At 66.7% G+C, this 18,290-nt stretch carries 20 protein-coding genes; 8 read left to right on the top strand and 12 right to left on the bottom strand.

The annotated features are described in order from the left end of the window. The first annotated feature begins 53 nt into the window (after nucleotides 1-53). Together ACZ9J7_RS11885 and ACZ9J7_RS11880 are read left to right on the top strand one after the other, a co-directional pair. Nucleotides 54-515, top strand: coding sequence for a MarR family winged helix-turn-helix transcriptional regulator (locus ACZ9J7_RS11885; protein WP_476209600.1), 462 nt, complete (start codon nucleotides 54-56; stop codon nucleotides 513-515). Beyond that, nucleotides 512-1,768: an MFS transporter gene (locus ACZ9J7_RS11880; RefSeq protein ID WP_476209598.1), complete on the top strand. Its 1,257-nt coding sequence runs from the start codon at nucleotides 512-514 to the stop codon at nucleotides 1,766-1,768. Before ACZ9J7_RS11885 ends, ACZ9J7_RS11880 begins: the two co-directional genes overlap by 4 nt. Nucleotides 1,769-1,771: 3 nt before the next feature. On the opposite strand, the gene ACZ9J7_RS11875 is transcribed toward ACZ9J7_RS11880, so the two are convergent. The 6 genes from ACZ9J7_RS11875 to ACZ9J7_RS11850 form a co-directional block, all read right to left on the bottom strand. After that, nucleotides 1,772-2,119 carry a cupin domain-containing protein gene (locus ACZ9J7_RS11875; protein ID WP_476209596.1) on the bottom strand — a complete coding sequence of 116 codons (348 nt, stop codon included), beginning with the start codon at nucleotides 2,117-2,119 and terminating at the stop codon, nucleotides 1,772-1,774. A 154-nt stretch (nucleotides 2,120-2,273) separates the two neighbouring features. After that, nucleotides 2,274-2,660 (bottom strand): VOC family protein, encoded by a 387-nt coding sequence (locus ACZ9J7_RS11870; protein WP_387566872.1) that lies wholly within the window; start codon nucleotides 2,658-2,660, stop codon nucleotides 2,274-2,276. Nucleotides 2,661-2,899: 239 nt separating this feature from the next. Further along, nucleotides 2,900-3,223 carry a hypothetical protein gene (locus ACZ9J7_RS11865; protein WP_476209594.1) on the bottom strand — a complete coding sequence of 108 codons (324 nt, stop codon included), beginning with the start codon at nucleotides 3,221-3,223 and terminating at the stop codon, nucleotides 2,900-2,902. Between the two features lie 136 nt (nucleotides 3,224-3,359). Continuing rightward, nucleotides 3,360-3,704: an iron chaperone gene (locus tag ACZ9J7_RS11860; RefSeq protein ID WP_476209592.1), complete on the bottom strand. Its 345-nt coding sequence runs from the start codon at nucleotides 3,702-3,704 to the stop codon at nucleotides 3,360-3,362. Between the two features lie 7 nt (nucleotides 3,705-3,711). Continuing rightward, nucleotides 3,712-4,179 (bottom strand): SRPBCC family protein, encoded by a 468-nt coding sequence (locus ACZ9J7_RS11855; RefSeq protein ID WP_476209591.1) that lies wholly within the window; start codon nucleotides 4,177-4,179, stop codon nucleotides 3,712-3,714. Between the two features lie 44 nt (nucleotides 4,180-4,223). Further along, a complete protein-coding gene (locus tag ACZ9J7_RS11850) occupies nucleotides 4,224-5,141 on the bottom strand; it encodes a 2-hydroxyacid dehydrogenase (protein WP_476209589.1) in 918 nt (305 codons plus the stop codon). 271 nt (nucleotides 5,142-5,412) lie between these two features. Between ACZ9J7_RS11850 and ACZ9J7_RS11845 the strand changes: the two genes are divergently transcribed. Together ACZ9J7_RS11845 and ACZ9J7_RS11840 are read left to right on the top strand one after the other, a co-directional pair. Then, nucleotides 5,413-6,654 carry an MFS transporter gene (locus ACZ9J7_RS11845; RefSeq protein WP_476209588.1) on the top strand — a complete coding sequence of 414 codons (1,242 nt, stop codon included), beginning with the start codon at nucleotides 5,413-5,415 and terminating at the stop codon, nucleotides 6,652-6,654. Between the two features lie 197 nt (nucleotides 6,655-6,851). Continuing rightward, nucleotides 6,852-7,928, top strand: coding sequence for a glycerophosphodiester phosphodiesterase family protein (locus ACZ9J7_RS11840; RefSeq protein ID WP_476209587.1), 1,077 nt, complete (start codon nucleotides 6,852-6,854; stop codon nucleotides 7,926-7,928). A gap of 99 nt (nucleotides 7,929-8,027) precedes the next feature. On the opposite strand, the gene ACZ9J7_RS11835 is transcribed toward ACZ9J7_RS11840, so the two are convergent. Next, nucleotides 8,028-8,363 carry a cupin domain-containing protein gene (locus ACZ9J7_RS11835; RefSeq protein ID WP_476209585.1) on the bottom strand — a complete coding sequence of 112 codons (336 nt, stop codon included), beginning with the start codon at nucleotides 8,361-8,363 and terminating at the stop codon, nucleotides 8,028-8,030. 118 nt (nucleotides 8,364-8,481) lie between these two features. Here ACZ9J7_RS11835 and ACZ9J7_RS11830 point away from each other — a divergent pair, with 118 nt between their 5' ends. The 3 genes from ACZ9J7_RS11830 (at nucleotide 8,482) to ACZ9J7_RS11820 (ending at nucleotide 11,024) form a co-directional block, all read left to right on the top strand. Further along, nucleotides 8,482-8,889, top strand: coding sequence for a DUF1304 family protein (locus tag ACZ9J7_RS11830; protein WP_476209583.1), 408 nt, complete (start codon nucleotides 8,482-8,484; stop codon nucleotides 8,887-8,889). 104 nt (nucleotides 8,890-8,993) lie between these two features. Beyond that, the gene (locus tag ACZ9J7_RS11825) at nucleotides 8,994-10,229 is read left to right on the top strand and encodes a mechanosensitive ion channel family protein (protein WP_476209582.1); all 1,236 of its coding nucleotides are present in this window, start codon (nucleotides 8,994-8,996) and stop codon (nucleotides 10,227-10,229) included. A gap of 42 nt (nucleotides 10,230-10,271) precedes the next feature. Then, on the top strand, nucleotides 10,272-11,024 hold the full coding sequence (locus tag ACZ9J7_RS11820) for an ArsR/SmtB family transcription factor (RefSeq protein WP_476209580.1): 753 nt from the start codon (nucleotides 10,272-10,274) through the stop codon (nucleotides 11,022-11,024). Nucleotides 11,025-11,048: 24 nt separating this feature from the next. Here the strand turns inward: ACZ9J7_RS11820 and ACZ9J7_RS11815 are convergent, their stop codons facing one another. From ACZ9J7_RS11815 to fdhA, 4 genes are all read right to left on the bottom strand, one after another. Next, a complete protein-coding gene (locus ACZ9J7_RS11815) occupies nucleotides 11,049-12,410 on the bottom strand; it encodes an MFS transporter (RefSeq protein WP_476209579.1) in 1,362 nt (453 codons plus the stop codon). A 68-nt stretch (nucleotides 12,411-12,478) separates the two neighbouring features. Beyond that, nucleotides 12,479-13,432, bottom strand: coding sequence for a serine hydrolase (locus ACZ9J7_RS11810; RefSeq protein ID WP_476209578.1), 954 nt, complete (start codon nucleotides 13,430-13,432; stop codon nucleotides 12,479-12,481). Nucleotides 13,433-14,211: 779 nt separating this feature from the next. Next, nucleotides 14,212-14,565: a GNAT family N-acetyltransferase gene (locus tag ACZ9J7_RS11805; RefSeq protein ID WP_476209577.1), complete on the bottom strand. Its 354-nt coding sequence runs from the start codon at nucleotides 14,563-14,565 to the stop codon at nucleotides 14,212-14,214. 111 nt (nucleotides 14,566-14,676) lie between these two features. Next, a complete protein-coding gene (gene fdhA / locus ACZ9J7_RS11800; RefSeq protein ID WP_476209576.1) occupies nucleotides 14,677-15,888 on the bottom strand; it encodes a formaldehyde dehydrogenase, glutathione-independent in 1,212 nt (403 codons plus the stop codon). Nucleotides 15,889-16,190: 302 nt separating this feature from the next. On the opposite strand from fdhA, the gene ACZ9J7_RS11795 reads away from it, so the two are divergent. Beyond that, nucleotides 16,191-17,165, top strand: coding sequence for an aldo/keto reductase (locus ACZ9J7_RS11795; RefSeq protein ID WP_476209574.1), 975 nt, complete (start codon nucleotides 16,191-16,193; stop codon nucleotides 17,163-17,165). Here the strand turns inward: ACZ9J7_RS11795 and ACZ9J7_RS11790 are convergent. Further along, nucleotides 17,162-18,130 carry an IS481 family transposase gene (locus ACZ9J7_RS11790; protein WP_476209137.1) on the bottom strand — a complete coding sequence of 323 codons (969 nt, stop codon included), beginning with the start codon at nucleotides 18,128-18,130 and terminating at the stop codon, nucleotides 17,162-17,164. The genes ACZ9J7_RS11795 and ACZ9J7_RS11790 overlap by 4 nt on opposite strands. Between the last annotated feature and the right edge of the window lie 160 nt (nucleotides 18,131-18,290).

Raw genomic sequence — 18,290 nt, 5'->3', positions numbered from 1 at the left:
GCAGAACTAATTAGCAGTGCTAACAAACGCCAGCAGGAGGCGCTTACCTTTACATGACCCCCACCCAGACGACGCACCAGGCAACCGCAGACCCCACGACCCCCGACACTCTCGCCATCGATCTCCGCACCGCCGTGATGCGCACCTCGCGCCGGCTCCGCGTTGAGGCCACCGGCGACGCCATCACCCCGGGCCAGTACACCGTCCTGGCCCTGCTGAACGGCAGCGGCCCCAGCACCCTGCGGGATCTGGCCAGGAGTGAGCATGTCCAGGCACCGTCCATGACCAGGATCGTCAACGCCCTTGCGGACCAGGCGTTCGTCACCAGGAGCGCCGATCCCGACGACGGCCGGCAGGTCCGCGTGGACATCACCGACGCCGGAAGGACAGTGTTGGCGGAAGCCCGGAGCCAGCGGACGGCCTGGCTGGCGCAGCGCGTGGCCGGACTCAGCGAGGAAGACCGGCTGATCCTCAGCCGTGCGGCCCGCATCATGCAGGAAATGAGCGGCAAATGAGTGCGATGTTCCGGGCCCTCGAAAACCCCAATTACCGCATTTGGGCCAGCGGCGCGATCGTCTCCAACATTGGCACCTGGATGCAGCGCGTGGCCCAGGACTGGCTGGTCCTGACCGTCCTCACCGACCATTCGGGTGCAGCCGTCGGACTCACCACGGGCCTGCAGTTCCTGCCGATGCTGCTCTTCGGCCCCTACGGCGGGGTCCTGGCGGACCGATACCGCAAGCGCATCATCCTCATGTGGACGCAGCTGGCCATGGGCTTCACCGGACTGGCCATCGGCCTGCTGGTGGTCACCGGCACCGCGCAACTCTGGCACGCCTACGTGGCTGCCTTCTGCTTGGGCGTGGCCAGCGCGGTGGACGCGCCGGCGCGCCAGGCCTTCGTCTCGGAGCTGGTAGGCCAGGAGAACATTTCCAATGCGGTGGCACTGAACTCCGCGAGCTTCAACACCGCACGGCTCACCGGCCCTGCCATCGCCGGCGTGCTCATCGCCTGGGTGGGTACCGGGCCGGTGTTCCTGCTCAACGCCGCAAGCTTCGCCGCCGTCCTGGTCTCGCTGTTCCGAATCCGCACCACCCAGCCTGCCCCGATGGCCAGGGGCGAGCGGAACAAGCACCAGGTGGCCGAGGGCATCCGTTACGTGCGGCGCCGGCCTGACCTGATGCTGATCATGGTCCTGGTGGGCATCCTGGGTGCGTTCGGAATGAACTTCCCGGTGATCAACTCGCTGATGGCCACCACCGAGTTCAGCATGGGGCCCAGTGAATTCGGGCTTCTCGGCTCCATCATGGCCGTGGGGACGCTGGCCGGCGCCCTCCTCGCGGCGCGACGCTCGGGGCCGCGGCTGCGGTTCCTGCTGGGCGGGGCACTGGGACTGGGGGTCTTCACCATACTGGGCAGCATCGCCCCGACGTTCTGGGTCTACGCGGCAATCCTGATTCCCGTGGGCCTGGCGTCCATCACTTTCCTTAACAGCTGCAACACCAGCATCCAGCTCTCCGTGGAGCCACAGTTCCGGGGCCGCGTACTGGCCCTCTACCTGGCTATACTCCAAGGCGGAACAGCAATAGGGTCGCCGCTGGTGGGCTGGATCGGCAGCGAGTTCGGCGCGCGCTGGTCCGTGGCGGTGGGCGGCATTGTGGTCCTGCTCGCCGGCGTCGCCGCCGTCGTCGCCGTCACCAGGCGGAACCGGCTCACCCTGCGCGGCGCGGTCAGGATGGCCCTCGGCTGGCGTGAGCCCGCAGTCTGAGCTTCACTGTGGCGGGGCGGCCACGATGTCCACGGAGATTTCCACGGCCGGGACCGTTCCGCGGTTTTCCAGCCAATGCAGCGTGTTCCGGTCCTCCGGCCAACCCACGCCCGGTCCGTAGTCAGTGGCCACGCCGTCCCGGTGGTCTGTGATGGTTCCCTGCAGGATGTAGACCGTGCCGGGCCGGCCTACGTGGTCATGGAGCGGGCCGAAAACACCGCCGGGATCGATGGTCACCATCCTCGTCCGCAGCTGCCGGCCCTCCATGCCCTCGATCTCCCCGGCAAGGTCAACCGTGGCCAGCAACTGCACCGAGACGCCCCGCGTCTCCGGCACCTGTTCCGCGCCCATTGCCATCCTTTCCTTCCGTACCGCTGACGATCCGTAGCGCTGACGACGGCGGCGCCGGCCCGCCGCTGCCACGCACCCGGGTGCGGGTGCTTCGGGCGGCACGTGCCGGCGTCGTACTTTCTATTGCGGAGCCTGCGTCTGCGGGCCCTGGCCGTCAGGAAGGAATCGAGGAGATGTTGAGGATGTTGCCCTCGCTGTCCAGGAACCAGGCCGCCTGGCCGTAGCCCTCCATCGATGCGATGCCGTTCTCGGTCTTGAGTCCGGGCATGTCGTAGTCTTCGAAAACGACGCCGCGGGCACGGAGTTCGTCCACGTCGCGCTGGACGTCATCAGTGGCCCAGCCGATTTGCGTGTTCTTAGCCGAACCCGCGTTGTCCGTCTGGTAGATCAGGAACGAGGTCCCCTTCCCGCACCGGTAGACAAGGCCGCCATCGGCCATAGTCCGCTCTGGTTCAAACCCCAGCTTGTCCCGATAAAATTCCTTGGCCCGGTCGATATCCTTCGCAGGCAGCACAGCCATGACTTCCATATCTTTGAGCATGACAAACAACTTCCCTTGCTGTTGTGATGGCGTCGCTCTCCCCCGAAAATGGTCCGGCCGTCCCCCACCGGGCCCTCGTGGCCGTCCTTCCCGCCGAATGCCGGGGCGGCCAACCGAGACCCCAACGGAGCGGTGGCAGCAGCCAGCGCCGCGGGGTCCCCGAAGTCTACGAGGCCATTATGGAACTGAAATTCCCGCGGGGAAATAGGGGATTTTTAAGGGGTACCTTGCCTCTGGAATTATTTGCGGGCCGCCCTGACAGCCTTGCGGACTGCAGCCCCCGTTGCCGTCACCAAAGGCACCAGGCAAACCCGGGCGGCGATGGCATTAGGGCGGAAGACGGTCCTGCCGTTGACCGTGCGGTAGACACCGAGCGGCACCACGACGCCGCCGCCTCCCCCGCCGGAGGCGCCGTCCCCGGATTCCGTGCCGCCGCCGAAGCCGAAGGACACCAGCGCCACGGGCACCATCTCCTCCCCGTTGAGGTTTACGGGGGCGCCGTATGCGCGGGCAACGCCCATGTTCTTGAACGAGTCCGCAAGCAACGCAAGAGTGTCAGCCATGGCATTAAATTAGGCACCCCTGGAGTGCATCCGGAAGGACCATAAGTCCTGCGGGACGGCAGGGCCCTGATAGCCAGGTGGCCGTCCGTTCCGGTGGCGTGACAGCAGGTGGTGCGTGCCGTCGTCGTCCGTTGTGCTATCCCCGGATCTCCGCCATGCGCAGCCGGACAATGTCCTGCACGACGTCGTCCGGCACGGGGTGGCCCGCGGTGAAGCGGATGGTCCCCTTGGACAGCGAGTACCCTTCCAGCCGGTCCGCGACTGCCGCGACGACCGCGCCGGAGAAGGGGAAGATCGAGAGGTGTTTGGCTGCCTGGACGGCGGCGAACAGCGGTTTGCCGTCAAGCTTCAGGGCAGGCATGCCGTAGCTCATGCCCTCCGTGGTGTCCGGGGCGATGGACCGGGCGAGCTCCACCACATGCTGCAGGCAGGTGCGGTCCGGTTCATCCAGCGCGGCCAGCGCATCATCCACGGCGCCCACCCCGTGCTCAGCTCTTCCTGGCCAGGACAGTGGAGGCGAGCGCGGCGAGCCCACGCTCGTAGTCGGCGCCCACCATCTTGTCCATGTCCATGAAAAGCGCGAACACGCGGCCTAGGCCCTTGTTCTCCCCGGTCATGGACCACGTCACCTCGGTGCCGCCCGGAGCCGGCATGAACGTAAACGACGTGGGGTTCAGCGCTTTGAAGGGCTTGGTGAACTGGAGCCGGATCCGGATGAGGCTGGACGGCACGGACTCCACGATTTCCATGGTGCCGCTGCCGGCTTTCCGGTTACCGCTCCATTCGTAGCCCGCCCCTGTGCCGGACGGGCTGCCGAAGTAGCGTCGGCTCATGCCGGGATCGATCGTCTCCCATGGGGACCATGCGGTCCACTCATGAAAGTTGTCGACCAGCGGAAAGATCTCTTCTGCGGAAGCGGGTATGACGGCGCTGCGGCGGACTTCGAAAGTGGACATGGCCCCAGCATAGGGGCGGGGCCGACGCGGGTTAAGGGCTGGGGCTAAGGAAGGACAACGTTGACCGGGTCCTTGCCCTCCAGCAAGAGCCCGATCTGCTTCCGGAGCAGCCGGACCATCCGGGGGAACATGGCCGAGCTGGCGCCGCCGACGTGCGGGGTGATGAGCACCCCCGGCGTGGTCCACAGCGGGTGGTCCGCGGGCAGCGGCTCCGGGTCGGTCACGTCCAGGGCCGCACGGAGACGGCCGCTTGACGCCTCGGCGAGCAGGGCGTTGGTGTCCGCCACGGGTCCGCGGGCCACATTGACCAGCAGGGCTCCGTCGGGCATGGCTGCCAGGAACTTGGCGTCCACCAGCTGCTGGGTCTGCTCACCCAGCGGAACACTGACCACCACGATCTCGTGCAGCGGCAACTGCTCATAGAGCGAGTCGATTCCGTGGATGGTCCCGCGCTCGTCCTCGCGGGCGCGGCTGGCCATCCGGGTGACTTCGGTTTCAAACGGCAGGAGCCGGGCCTCGATGGCCTTGCCCACTCCCCCGTAGCCCACCAGCAGCACCCGCCGGTCGGCCAGGCTGGGCCGCGGGCTGTTGTCCCACGTTCCGGTCTCCTGGTTGCGGACAAAGTCCGGGATGCCGCGCTGGGAGGCCACCATCATGCCCACGGCGAGCTCCGCCGTCGACGTCTCATGGACTCCGGCCGCGTTCGCGAAGGGGACGCCTGACGGCAGAACTGCGGAGACGCCGTCGTACCCGATGGACTGGCTCTGCACCAGGCCGACGTCGACACCCTCCAGGGCTGCGAGCGCGGTCGGTTTGCCCATATACGGCGGCACCAGAAGGTCCAGCCGGCCCTCCGGTGCGGGTCCGGTGAGGTCCCACAGGACAAACTCGACGCCGTCAATGGGCGTGAGTGCGTCCAGCAGGTTCTGGGCGGGCAGGCAGACGCGCAGCGGTGCCGTCACGCGGCCACCATCAGCTTGTGCAGTTGGGCAGGACAGTGGGTGCTCATGGGGGTCTCCAGGGTTCCGGGCCCGGCGCAGCTGCAGCGGGCGTTGAAGTTCCACAACCAACCTATCCCCCGGTACCGCCCACGCCGATTTCTCGCTCCGCAACACGGTGCCGCCGGACCTCTGTCACGTCCATGACAGGCCCTCCAATCCTGTAAATTTAAGGGAGGAATTGTCCGGCCAGCGAGCCGCGTTCCAACCCCACCCTTTGAATGGACGCTCCCCCATGTCTTCCGCGATTTCCGCGCCGTCCCCTGCCCGTTTTCCCTACGCCGCAATGGTGGTCCTGGCAACCATTGCGTTCACCGCCATTACCACCGAGCTCCTCCCGTCCGGGCTGCTGCCGCAGATCAGCACCGGCCTTGGCGTCTCCGAGCCGGTGGCTGGTTACCTTGCCGCCGCCTACGCCGCCGTCATTGTTGTCACGGTGGTCCCGGCGGCACGGCTGTTGGGGAAGATCCCGCGGCATGCCTTGCTGGTTGCGTTGGTGCTGACCTTCGCGCTCAGCAATGCATTGGTGGGACTGGCACCGGACTTCACCTCAGCGATGATCGCCCGCCTGGTGGGCGGCCTGGCGCACGGGCTGCTCTGGACCACCATGGCGCCGTTCGTATCCCGCGTGGTGCCGGCAGACAAGGTGGGCAAAGCCCTGGCAATTGTGTTCAGCGGCAACAGCCTGGGCCTGGCCATCGGCGCACCGGTGGGCACGGCCCTGGGCGGATTCCTGGGCTGGCGCGCCGCGTTCCTGGTACTCGCGGGCTTCGGCGTGGTCCTGACGGTCCTTGCGTTCTGGCTGCTGCCCCGCGTCCAGCGCATTTCCGACGCCGCCCGGCCGTCCCTGCGCAAGGCGATCGGCCAGCCGGGCGTGAAGTCCGTGGCCATCGCGTGGCCGCTGCTGGTCCTGGCGCACTTCGCCCTGTTCACGTACATAGCGCCCTTCATCCGGGAAGCCAACCTGCCTGACTACGCTACGAGCCTCTCGCTGACGGTGCTGGGCGGGTCCGGCCTGCTGGGCATTTGGATCGCGGGCCTCACCGTGGATTCACGGCCCCGCCGTTCGCTGCTGATCACGACGGCGGCCATCGCCGCATCGATGTTCCTCCTGCCGCTTGCCGTGGGGAACCTGCCCGTTGCCCTGGTGCTGATGACCATCTGGGGTGCGGGCCTGGGCGCCATCGGCATCTACAACCAGTCGGCGATCCTCCGGGCCGGCGGGGAGTACAGCGAGGCCGCCAACGGGCTCACGGTCCTGACCATCCAACTGGGCATCACCATCGGCGCACTCTACGGCTCGGCGGCCCTGGTGGTCGGTGGCCCGCTGCTGGTCCCGGCCGCGGCGGCGATCCCGGTGGTTGCCGCGTTCGTGATCACGCTCGCCGGCAAGCGGTACGCCTACCCGCCGGGCCCGCGCGAACGCATCTGGCTGGAACCCCGGCCGGTCACCGACAAGGTCAAGGACCCCGCCTGATCCCCGCATCGATTGCTCCGTAAGCGCCGTTTTGAGCCGCCAAAACGGCCGGTACGGAGCAATCGATGCGGGGGCAGGGCAGAACCTGGCGTTAACCTCCCCTCCAACTGCGTGAACCTCGGGCGCAACCTGGCTGGCCTAGCGTTGGCGGGTCACCCGGCACCGCCGGAACCCGTCACCCAGGAGGAACCATCCCCATGCGCACAGTCCTGACCGCTGCGGCTACCGCCGCACTGCTCGCCGCCGCCATCGCTTCGCCGGGCGCCGCCTTCGCCGCCGAAATCTCCGGGGCCGGCACGCCGTCGTCGAACGCTGCCGGCACCGCCACCTCAGCCATCAAGGCGAACGAGCGCAACGGTTCCTTCGATCTCCAGGCGCACCGCGGCGGCCGCGGCGAGTGGACCGAGGAGTCGCTGGCGGCGTTCGGCAACTCCCTGAAGCTCGGCGTCAGCACCTTGGAACTGGACACCCACCTCACCGAGGACGGGAAGATCATCGTCTGGCATGACGACACCATCCAGGCCAACAAGTGCATCGACACCGCCCCGGCCACCGCCGGCGACCCTGAGTTCCCGTACGTCGGCCGCCGCGTGGCCGAGCTGTCCCTGGCCCAGGTCAAGACCCTCAACTGCGGCTTCACCCAGCTGCCCGGCTTCCCGGAGCAGGACGTGATCGAAGGGAACCGCATCGCCGAGCTCAAGGACGTCTACCAGCTGGCGGAGCAGTACAACGCCAAAAAGGTCCGCTTCAACGTGGAGACCAAGGTGGAGGACGGCAAGGCGGGCGGCGAGGGCATGGTGGCGCTGACCAAGGCCGTGGTGGCAGAAGTGCAGGCGTCCGGGGCTGCGGACCGCACCACCATCCAGTCCTTCGACTGGTCCTCGCTGAACCTCACCAAGAAGCTGGCACCGGAACTGACGCTCGTTGCGCTTTCCAGCGGGGATAAGTGGATGCAGGTGGGCCAGCCCGGTGCCGCGCCCGAGCTGGGCGGCATCGACATCGACACCTACGGCGGCTCCCTTGCCAAGGCCGCAGCCGCCCAGGGGTACAACGTCATCTCCCCCACGTTCAGCTCCGTCACCCCGCAGATGATCGCCGACGCGCACCAGCTGGGCCTCGCCGTCATCCCGTGGACCGTCAACAATGCCACGGACATGGAGCGGCTGATGGACCAGGGGGTGGACGGCATCATCACCGACTACCCCACCCGCCTGCGCACCCTCATGGATGAGCGCGGCCTGAAGCTGCCCAAGGCCTACGCCCCGCAGGCATAGTTCCGAGGATCAGGGCCATCCATCAAGGCACGACGGCGGCTGCCGGACTTCCGCTGGGGGAAGCCCGGCAGCCGCCGTCGTCCGTCCAGGCCACAGGGCTCAATCCCGGTATTTGGCCACGGTAAACAGGAACGTTGAGTCCTCCTCGGCGTGCAGGCTGTGCAGGCCGGCCGGGACGATCAGCAGGTCGCCGGCTTTGCCCTGCCACGACTCGCCGCCGGCCTTGAGGATGACGCAGCCCTGGATCACGAAGACCGTGGCGTCCCCAGGGTTCTGGTGCTCACTCAACTGGGTTCCGGCCTTCATGGCCATGACCGTCTGCCGGAGGACCTTCTCGTGGCCGCCATAGACCGTGTCAGCAGCGCGCCCATTGCTGGAATTGACCGCCGCCTCGAGCTGCTGCCGGGCCAGCGCGTCGATCGATATCTTCTGCATGCGCCCTAGGCTACCCGCGTTCACGGCCCCTCGGGACCGGTTTCTTCCAGTCGGCGCAGGCTGGAAATCCCCTTGGGAGGGGATGGAGCACGGGTGGGGCCGGGCCTACCCTTCGAGCATGAACACCGTGTCGCAGATCTTCGCGGTGATGGCCGCGGTCATCTATATCTTCGTCTTTCCGGTGGAGAGCTTCCTCCTCCGCCGCAACAGGTGGGCGCAGAACTTCCTGAGCACGCCGCCGGAGAATGTCCCCGCCGTGATGATGTGGGCCATCCCCACCGGGTACCGGAACCTGCTGGTTGCGCTGGGGGTACTCGCGGGCGTGGTCGCGGCCAACTCCGGCCAGTTGGTGGTGGGCTACACGCTGGTGGTCTACTGCTGCGCCAACATGGTCCTCACTGCGCCCACCATGCTGCTCGCAGACCTCCAGGGGCACTATCCCATGAAATGGGACAGTGTGCCGGGGACCCTCGCGGCAACGGTGCCTGCCCTGGTGGCCCTGCTCCTGCTGCCCTTCGGTCCGTAGCTTCTGCGGGGCACGGTCCACAGCGGCCGCTGCAGCCTTACAGCGGGCACACCCCGGGGGTACCCGATTTCGGAGCCCGGCAAAGGCTTGATAGACGTTAAAGGATGCTCGATGTCCTGAATCCCGCCCTGCCCTTCATCGCCATGGCCCTGGCGGTGGTGGCCGGACTCACCCTGTCCTGGCTGCTCCGCAAGATCGTCCTGAAGCTGAACCGGAAACGGCCGGAGCTGCAGGCCACCTCCCGGGTGGCCCGCCAGCCGCTGCGGCTGGCACTGTGCCTGGTGGGCGTCCGCGCCGCGCTGGGGCTGACGGCTGCCGGCGAAAGCTGGCACGCCGGCGTCGACCATCTCTTGCTTCTTGCCTTGATCGGCGCGTTCGCGTGGCTTGCCATCGCGGTCCTGCTGATCGTGGAAGCTGTGGTGCTGAACCGGCACAGCGTGGACGTGGCGGACAACCGGCGCGCCCGGCGGCTTCGCACCCAGATGATCCTGGCCCGGAGGATCGCCGTGGCGCTGGTGGTGGTACTCGCCGTCGGTACGGCCATGCTGACATTCCCCGCGATCCAGGCGCTCGGGGCCGGGTTGCTGGCGTCCGCGGGCGTGATCTCGATCGTGGCCGGCCTCGCCGCGCAGACCTCGCTGGTGAACGTCTTCGCCGGGATGCAGCTGACGTTCACCGACGCCATCCGCGTTGACGACGTGGTGGTGGTCCAGAAGGAGTGGGGCCGGATCGAGGAGATCACCCTCACGTATGTGGTGGTCCATCTCTGGGACGACCGCCGGCTGATCCTGCCCTCCACCTACTTCACCACCACCCCGTTCGAGAACTGGACCCGCCGCCAGTCCGAGGTGATGGGCACCGTGGAGTTCGACCTCGACTGGCGCGCCCCCGTGGAGGACATGCGGACCGAACTGCGCCGGGTCCTGGCCGGCACCGAACTGTGGGACGAGCGCGTGGGCGTCCTGCAGATCACCGATGCCACCGGAGGCTTTGTCCGCGTCCGCATCCTGGTCAGCGCCGCGGACAGTGCCGCGCTGTTCGACCTGCGCTGCCTGGTCCGCGAAACCATGGTCACGTTCCTGCAGCAGAACCACCCGCAGGCGCTGCCGCACCAGCGCTGGGAGCAGGCAGCGGACGACGCCGGCACGGCCGCCCGGCGTAAGGCACCGTTGCGGGGGCTGGGTGGGTCCGGGGCGGCAGGGGCGCACGCGCCGGCGGACCCGCACGAATCGCAGCTGTTCACCGGATCGGTGGAAGCGGTGGAGCGGTCAAGGGCGTTTACCGGCCCCGGCGACGAGGTGTTCGAGGAACGCGACCGCAGCCTGGCATCCCACAACTAAAACCCTTGATAGGTGACCATATGGTCACCTATCATTGGAGCCATGGACGACGTGTTCAAAGCACTCTCCGACCCCACCCGCCGGGACCTGCTTGACGAGCTGTTCCGCGAGGACGGCCAGACCCTGAGTGCGCTTGAGGCACGGTTCAGCATGAGCCGGTTCGGGATCGCCAAGCACCTCCGCATCCTGGAGGACGCAGGCCTGGTGGTGGCCCGCCGTCGGGGCCGGGAAAAGCTTCATTTCCTCAATCCCGTCCCCATCCGCCTGGTCCACGACCGCTGGGTCAGCAAATACGCAGAACCATGGGCCGCTGCCCTCAGCGACCTCAAATCCAGATTGGAAAGTCCCATGGAAAAGATCTTCGAAACTTACATCAAGACCACCCCCGAACGGCTCTGGGAAGCCATCACGGACAGTGACATCCGCAGCAAGTACCAGTTCGGCAACACGCTGCAGTCTGACTGGACGCCCGGCGGCCGCTTCGAAATGGGCAATCCCAAGGCAGGGCAGATCCTCGGCGACGGCGAAAACCTGGAAGTCGACCCGCCGCGGAGGCTGGTGCAGACCATGCGGGCCCTCTGGGGCGAGGACGTCAAGGCCGAGGGCACATCGAAGATCACCTGGGAGATCGAACCGGTGGGCGATTCCTGCCACCTCACTGTCACGCACAGCGACCTGCGGGAGGGCGCCAACGAACAGCTCTACGGTGGCTGGCCCATGATCCTCTCCGGCCTGAAGACCTGGCTGGAAACCGGTGAGAAGCTCACCACGCCCGGCTCCCTGATGTACACCTGAGTGCCGCCGCCCGGGCCGGGTGGGCTAGGCCTTTTGCTGCCGCCAGAATACGGAAATCCCGAACGTCACCACGCACAGCACCAGCATGGCCAGGACCATCCGCATCCAGCTGTCCTGGTGCACGCCGCCGGACGCGAAAACCCCGATCATCACGGTGGCGGTGATGGCACCCACGTAGCGGCAGGTCTGGTAGATGCCGGCCGCGACGCCCCGGTCCTGCGGCCGGGTGGAGACGAACATGCCCTGGTTGGAGGCGATGCCCACGGTCCCGTAGGGAATGCCCATCAGGGCTGTGAGGACCACCACGAAGGGAATGGCCAGGGTGCCGGTCAGTACCCACATGAGGGCCGCCACCACCGTCAAGAGGACGACGCCGGCCAGCAGCACCCGCCGGACACCGAACCGTCCCATCGCCGCAACTGCCCATGGGGTGGCTACAACGGACATCCCGGCGAGGGGCAGCATCAGCAGGCCCACCACACCGGGATCGTAGCCCCCGGCCTCCTGGAGCAGCTGTGGGAGGCCGAAGAAGACGAAGTAGTAAACGCTGCTGAACACGGCGAAGGCCAGGTACACCAGCATCAGCGGCCGGTTCCGGCCCAGCAGCCGCAGGTCCAGGAAGGGCTTGGCGAAGCGCAGCTCGCGCCAGGCAAACAGCGCCGCGAGTAAGGTTCCGCCGGCCAGCATCAGCCAGCGGTAGTCCGGCGCCACGTTCAGCGCCGCCATCATGACCAGCAACAGCGCGCCAATGAACCCTGCGATGCCCGGGAGATCCGAGTCGCGCACCAGCTCCGCCACGCTGCCGCGTTCCCTGGCCTTGTCCGGCGGGGCCGCTTTCGCGACGATCAGCAGCGCCGCCAGGGCCAATGGCACGTTGACCAGGAACAGCGACTCCCAGCCCACAAAACCCACCAGCAAACCGCCCACCACGGGACCCACCGCGGCCGCCGACGTGTTGGCCATCTGCAGCCGCCCGAGGGGGCGCGCCGCGTCCACGTTGGCCTGGTGTGCCAGTGCACCCACCATCACCACCGCACTGGGATACGCGGTAGCCGTACCGAGGGCCATCACCGCGCGCGCGACGCAGAGGAGCGCGAAGTTGGGGGCCAGCGGAGCCAGCGCACACGTGATGGCCACCAGGCCCATGCCCAGCAGGAACATCCGGCGCGGGCCGAACCGGTCGGCCAGCCTGCCCATGACGGGCTGGCCGGCCGCAGAGGCCAGATAGAAGGATGTGACCACCCAGGTGACGGCCGCGACGTCCAGCCCAAAGTCGGCGCGCAGCACCACCAGGGCCACGGCGATCATGGAGGAGTTCAGCGGGTTCAGTGCCGTGCCCAGGCTGAGGCCGGCGACGGCCAGGGGAGTCCGGGGGTTGTTGCTCACGGTAACAGTCTGGCCCACCGCAGGCGCCGGGGACGACTTGGCGGACACCCAGCGTGGTGTGGCGTTGGCTACTTGGCCGTCAATCCCACCGGGAACAACGCGTCCTCCACTGCCCTGGTGAGGTCCCGGATCACCTCGGCCTGCCCGTCATCGGGCACGCCTTCCGGGTTCTCGGTGTAGATGACCAGCGCAAAGGTGGAGCCGCGGTAGCTCAGCAGGGCTGCATCGTGCAGTTCCCCGCCCACCTCCCCGTACTTGTGGTAGACGTCCACTCCGGAACGCGATCCCGCGGGAATGAGGTCCTCGTTGTTGGTGTCCTGCATGTAGCCGAGCAGCTGCTCCGTGTTGTCCTTGTCCAGGAGCTCCCCCGCATACAGCTTCTTGAGGATCAGGGCCATGTCCGCCGCGGTCAGCATGTTTTGTTCGGGGTCGTACGTGACCCCGATGGACGCCGCGTAGGCAGTGAGCTGCGGGTAGCCGACGGCATCCATCAGGAGCAGCCAGGAATCGTTGTTGCTGTCGTTGACCATGGCCTTGAGCTGGAACGCCGCGTCGTAGTCGCCCATGGGATCGTCCAGGCTCGCCTGGCCGTTTTCCACCAAGTGGTAGTAGGCGGCGGCGGTCAGGATTTTGGCCGTACTGGCCGCCGTGAATGTGTCCGCGTCGCCAAAGGTCCGTTCAGCCCCGCCGGACACGTCGGCGAGCGCCAGCCCGATCCGGTATTGGTCCGCTTCGCTAAGGATGTTGTCCACGCTGTCCTGCAGCGACGGCGGGGCGGCCGCCACTGGTGAGGCGGGAACCGCGGGCTGGGTGGGAGCCACGGCACCCGTCGGAGGCTCGGACCGGGCCACGGCCAGGGTCACGGTGCCGATGATCACCAGCACCACGGCAATAGCCAGGATGAGCAGCCTCTTGTGGCCCTGCCGCCTGCCGGCCGACGGCTTGCCCGGAGCCGGCGGGTTGCCCGGCACCGGCGGCGGAGCACCGCGGCCGGGTTTGGGCACCATGGGGTGCATGGACATACGAGGGCTCCTGGTCCGCTTCGGCAATCTCAAACAACGTCAGCGCGGGGGTGTGCCGCGCTGACAGATGCTGATTAAATCATCGGATTTTGGGAGCTTCCTGAAGACTTGCCGAACGTTCCGCCGGGGCCTCTTTGCGACCCGCCAAACCGTTGCCGACGCGCATTTTCCCTGGCGCGGCCCGAATGCCTGCAGCGCCAGGGAGCCTCCGCAGCGGGGAGTAATTTCCGGGTCGAAATTTTCGAGTACAGGGTACTCGTGCGCTTCAAATCGGCGTGACGTCTACTGGTACGTGTACCAGGGCGGTACCCGCACGCCGCTGCGGGAACCAAAGTGATCACGTGGATGGGGGAACCAAAGGTGGACCAGCAGGACGACTTGAAAGTGGACGGTCGGCATGAACCCGCGTGAAGCGCAGGCTCCCGGCTCCCGCATCGCGAACGATGTCCACGAGCCGACAAAGTACGAAGCTACAGGGCGGCTGAGGCCACGCCCATGGCCGGTTGGACCGCGTGAGGGTTACGGAAAAGTCGACTTTGACGATGGGGACGGAAAGACCGTCCTCACCCTCTTCATCCAGCGCGATGCCGAAGGAGGCTACGTCCTGCATGTGGAGCATTTGGCGGCAACGCTGCGGATTGACGGTACGCTTCTTCGCCTGAGCCCGACGCCGCATAGTGATAAAAGCGCAGCAGACTTCCGCCGGATCACCGTTGCCCGGACGGTTGCCGAGAGGGCGGAGGCCGAGCTGGCCGCGGCAGGCCTTTGCCTGCCGAAACCTAGCCCCGGGTGCGGGCCGCGATCGCGGTCTCCAGGAACTCCAGGTGGGCCGGGGCCACGGCCACCGCGCTGCCCAGGTATTCGGGATGCTTGGCCAGGAACTTCTTGATGAAGGGGCACACCGGGACGATGCCGATGCCGTCCTCCACCGTGCTGTCCAGGGCAGCCGTGGCCAGGCGGCCGGCCAGGCCCTGGCCGCCGTATTCCTCGTTGATCACGGTGTGGTAGAAAATCCGCTGCGGCGACTCCCCGCCGTCGTACTCCTTGTACGCCGCCTTGCCGATCACATTGCCGGCATCAAGAATCTCGAAGCGTTCGCGCCCAGGGGTGTGGCGGACGGTGATGTCGCTCAAGGGAACTCCTTCAGTTGCGGGTGTGCTGACCGTGCAAAGCCTAACCCGGCCCGGTCCGCTCTTATTTCCGCAAGTGAAGGTTCCTTGGCGACATCCCCGCCCGCCGTCGCGTCAGCTGAGGTAGCCGTTCGGGTTGAGGACGTACTTGGTGGCTGCGCCGGCGTCGAACTCCGCGTAGCCCTTTGGTGCCTCCTCCAGCGGAATTGCCTTTGCGTTGACGTTCTTGGCGATGTTGACCCGGTCATTCAGGATGGCCATCATCAGCTGCCGGTTGTACTTCATCACCGGGCACTGGCCCGTGGTGAAGCTCAGCGACTTGGCCCAGCCGGTGCCAAGGCTCAGCGACAGCGCACCCTTCTTGGCGGCCTCGTCGATGCCGCCCGGGTCGCCCGTGACATACAGGCCGGGAATGCCCAGGGCACCGCCGGCAGTCGTGAGCTCCATGAGGGAATTCAGGACCGTCGCGGGCGCCTCCTTGGCGTCGTGCCCGTGGCCCTTCGCCTCGAACCCTACGGCGTCGACGCCGCAGTCCACCTCGGGGACACCGAGGATCTGCTCGATCTGATCCTTCGGATCGCCCTTGGACAAGTCCACGGTCTCGCAGCCAAAGCTGCGTGCCTGCGCCAACCGGCCCTCGTTCATGTCGCCCACAATCACGACGGCGGCACCCAGCAGGTGCGCGCTGGTGGCCGCTGCGAGGCCAACAGGACCGGCCCCTGCCACATAGACGGTTGAGCCGACACCCACACCGGCTGTGACCGCACCGTGGAACCCTGTGGGGAAGATGTCCGAGAGCATGGCCAGGTCCAGGATCTTCTCCATGGCCTTGTCCTTGTCCGGGAACTTCAGCAGGTTCCAGTCCGCATACGGGACCAGCACGTAGTTGGCCTGGCCGCCCACCCAGCCGCCCATGTCCACGTATCCGTAGGCGCTGCCGGGACGGTCCGGGTTCACGTTCAGGCAGATGCCGGTCTTGCGCTCCTTGCAGTTCCGGCAGCGGCCGCAGGCGATGTTGAACGGCACTGAGCAGAGGTCGCCCACCTTGATGAACTCGACGTCACGGCCCACTTCCACCACTTCGCCGGTGATTTCATGGCCCAGGACCAGGTTGGGCGGGGCGGTGGTGCGGCCGCGGACCATGTGCTGGTCAGATCCGCAAATGTTGGTGGCCACGGTCTTGAGGATCACCCCATGGTTGACCGGGCGCCCTACGTTGGCCGGGTTGACCCCTGGCCCATCCTTGAGCTCGAACGTTGGGTAGTCAATGTCAATTACTTCCACCTTGCCGGCTTCTTTATAGGCAACGGCTTTGTTCCCTGTCATCTATCGCTCCTGTAGTCAGGCGTCCGGTGGGACGGCCGTGATCTGGGTAGGTGAGACATCCCGCATGGGGGAACAGTCCTGGCCGGTTGGTACGTCCTGATGTTTGGCGTGGTCAGGTACCGGTTCCCGGGGTGGGGATCCGCCCAGTCTAGGCACGGCCCCCAGAGCGGTCTAGGGGTAAGCGCCCCTTGTTTAGCGGGGGCGTCCCGTGGGGAACTGTTATCCGCGGCGTACGCTGTACCAACCGGCTCCGCATGAAGGATGGCCGGCCCCAGGCAAGTTCTACCGTTGAGGAGAACGGCATGAAAACGCGCACTATTGGACAACTGACAGTCTCCGCCCTTGGCCTTGGCTGCATGGGCATGAGCGAGTTCTACGGCAGCGGCGACGAACAGGAGTCGGTGGCAACGATCCACGAGTTCCTGGACGCCGGCGGATCGCTGCTGGACACCGCCGACATGTACGGCCCCTTCACGAACGAGAAGCTTGTAGGCAGCGCCATAGCAGGACGCCGCGGAGACGTTGTGCTCGCTACTAAGTTCGGCAATGAACGCCGCGAGGACGGTTCCTGGGTGGGCATCAACGGCCGGCCCGACTACGTCCGGTCCGCCTGCGACGCCAGCCTGCAGCGGCTGGGGGTGGACCACATCGACCTCTACTACCAGCACCGGGTGGACAAAACGGTTCCCATCGAGGACACAGTGGGCGCCATGGCGGAACTGGTCCAGGCCGGCAAGGTCCGCTACCTGGGCCTCTCCGAGGCGTCCGCGGAAACCATCCGGCGGGCCCACGCCGTGCACCCCATCACCGCGCTGCAGACTGAATATTCCCTGTGGGAGCGCGAGCCCGAGACCAAAGTGTTCCCCGTGCTCGCGGAGCTGGGCATCGGTTTCGTGCCGTACAGCCCATTGGGCCGTGGCTTCCTCACCGGCCAGATCCGCAGCGTGGACGACTTCGCGGAGGACGATTTCCGCAGGCACTCCCCCCGGTTCCAGGGCGAGAACTTCACACGCAACCTGGAACTGGTGGACCGGGTCAAGGAGCTGGCGGACCGGAAACAGTGCACTCCCGGGCAGCTGGCGCTCGCGTGGCTGCTGGCACAGGGTGAGCACATCGTTCCGATCCCGGGCACCAAGAAACGCGAACGCCTGCGCGAGAACCTTGGCGCCGTGGACGTGGAGCTGGCCCAGGACGAGCTTCAGCTGCTGGACGAGCTGGCACCGGCGGGGTCCACTGCCGGCGCCCGCTACCCCAACATGTCCACCATCGACACCTAGCTGTATTGACCTGAGAGGTTGGTGACGCGGCTGGCCGGTGGCTGACCTTTGAGTGAGGTGTGACCTCGATGATGATTGTAGTGATGGAGCCAGCCAGCGAAAGCGGCAACACGCTCGGCCTCTGATCTGTAAGGACGGGCGTAGGCCCATTCGTCGAGCAGGGTGCGGTTGTAGCGCTCGACTTTGCCGTTGGTCTGAGGCCTGTAGGGACGGGTGCGTTTGTGCTTGATGTCCGGGCCCAAGGCGTCTTTGAACGCGTAGGAGCGGTAGCAGGAACCGTTATCGGTCAGGACCCGTTTGACCGTGATCCCGTGGGACTCGAAGTAGGCGTTGGCACGTTCCCAGAATCCGGCCGCGGTGTCCTTTTTCTCATCGGTCAGGATCTCCGTGTAGGCGAGCCGGGAGTGGTCATCGACGGCGTTGTGCAAGAAAGCGTGGCCCGGTCTCCTGTTCGCCGCGGTGCCGGTCTTGTTCCGGTTTCCGGCGGCCCTGCCGACACTGCGGTGGCCCCCGCCGTCGGGGATCCGTCCAAGTTTCTTAATGTCGACGTGGACCAGGTCCCCGGGTCTGTGGTGCTCGTAGCGGCGGATCACCCGGCCCGTGGCCCGGTCCAGCCACGACAGCCTCGCCAGCCCGAATCGGGACAGGACCCGGTGCACCGTGGAGGGGTGGATGCCCAGCAGATAGCCGATCCGTGCCGGGCCCCAGCGGCGGTTGACCCTGATCGCGACGATCCGCCGCTCCCGCCGCATGGAGGTCCGTCGCGGGGAGTTGATGGGCCGGCTGGAACGATCACCCATCCCGTGCTCACCGTGCTCCCGGTAACGGGCCGCCCACCGCGCTGCGGTCGTCACCGACACCTGGAACCGCTCAGCAGCACGGCGCAGCGGCCACCCGTCATCGACGATGCACCGGGCCAGCCGGAGCCGTCCCTTCGGCGTCAGAAGCGCGTTAGCATGGGACATTGAAGACCTCCTTGTGGATCGGACTCTTAGACAAGCCCCACTCCACTTGGAGGTCTTCTTTTTGTCACCTAACCACGCCGCATGTTCCTAACCTCCGTGGTCAATACACCTAGCCCCCGGGAACCACGCACCCACGGCCCTTCCCCGCATAAGCGTTGCC

This window comes from Pseudarthrobacter sp. TE9888 (assembly GCF_056279345.1).
The sequence above is the reverse complement of the archived record's forward strand: the minus strand, read 5'-3'. Positions and strand labels throughout refer to the sequence as shown.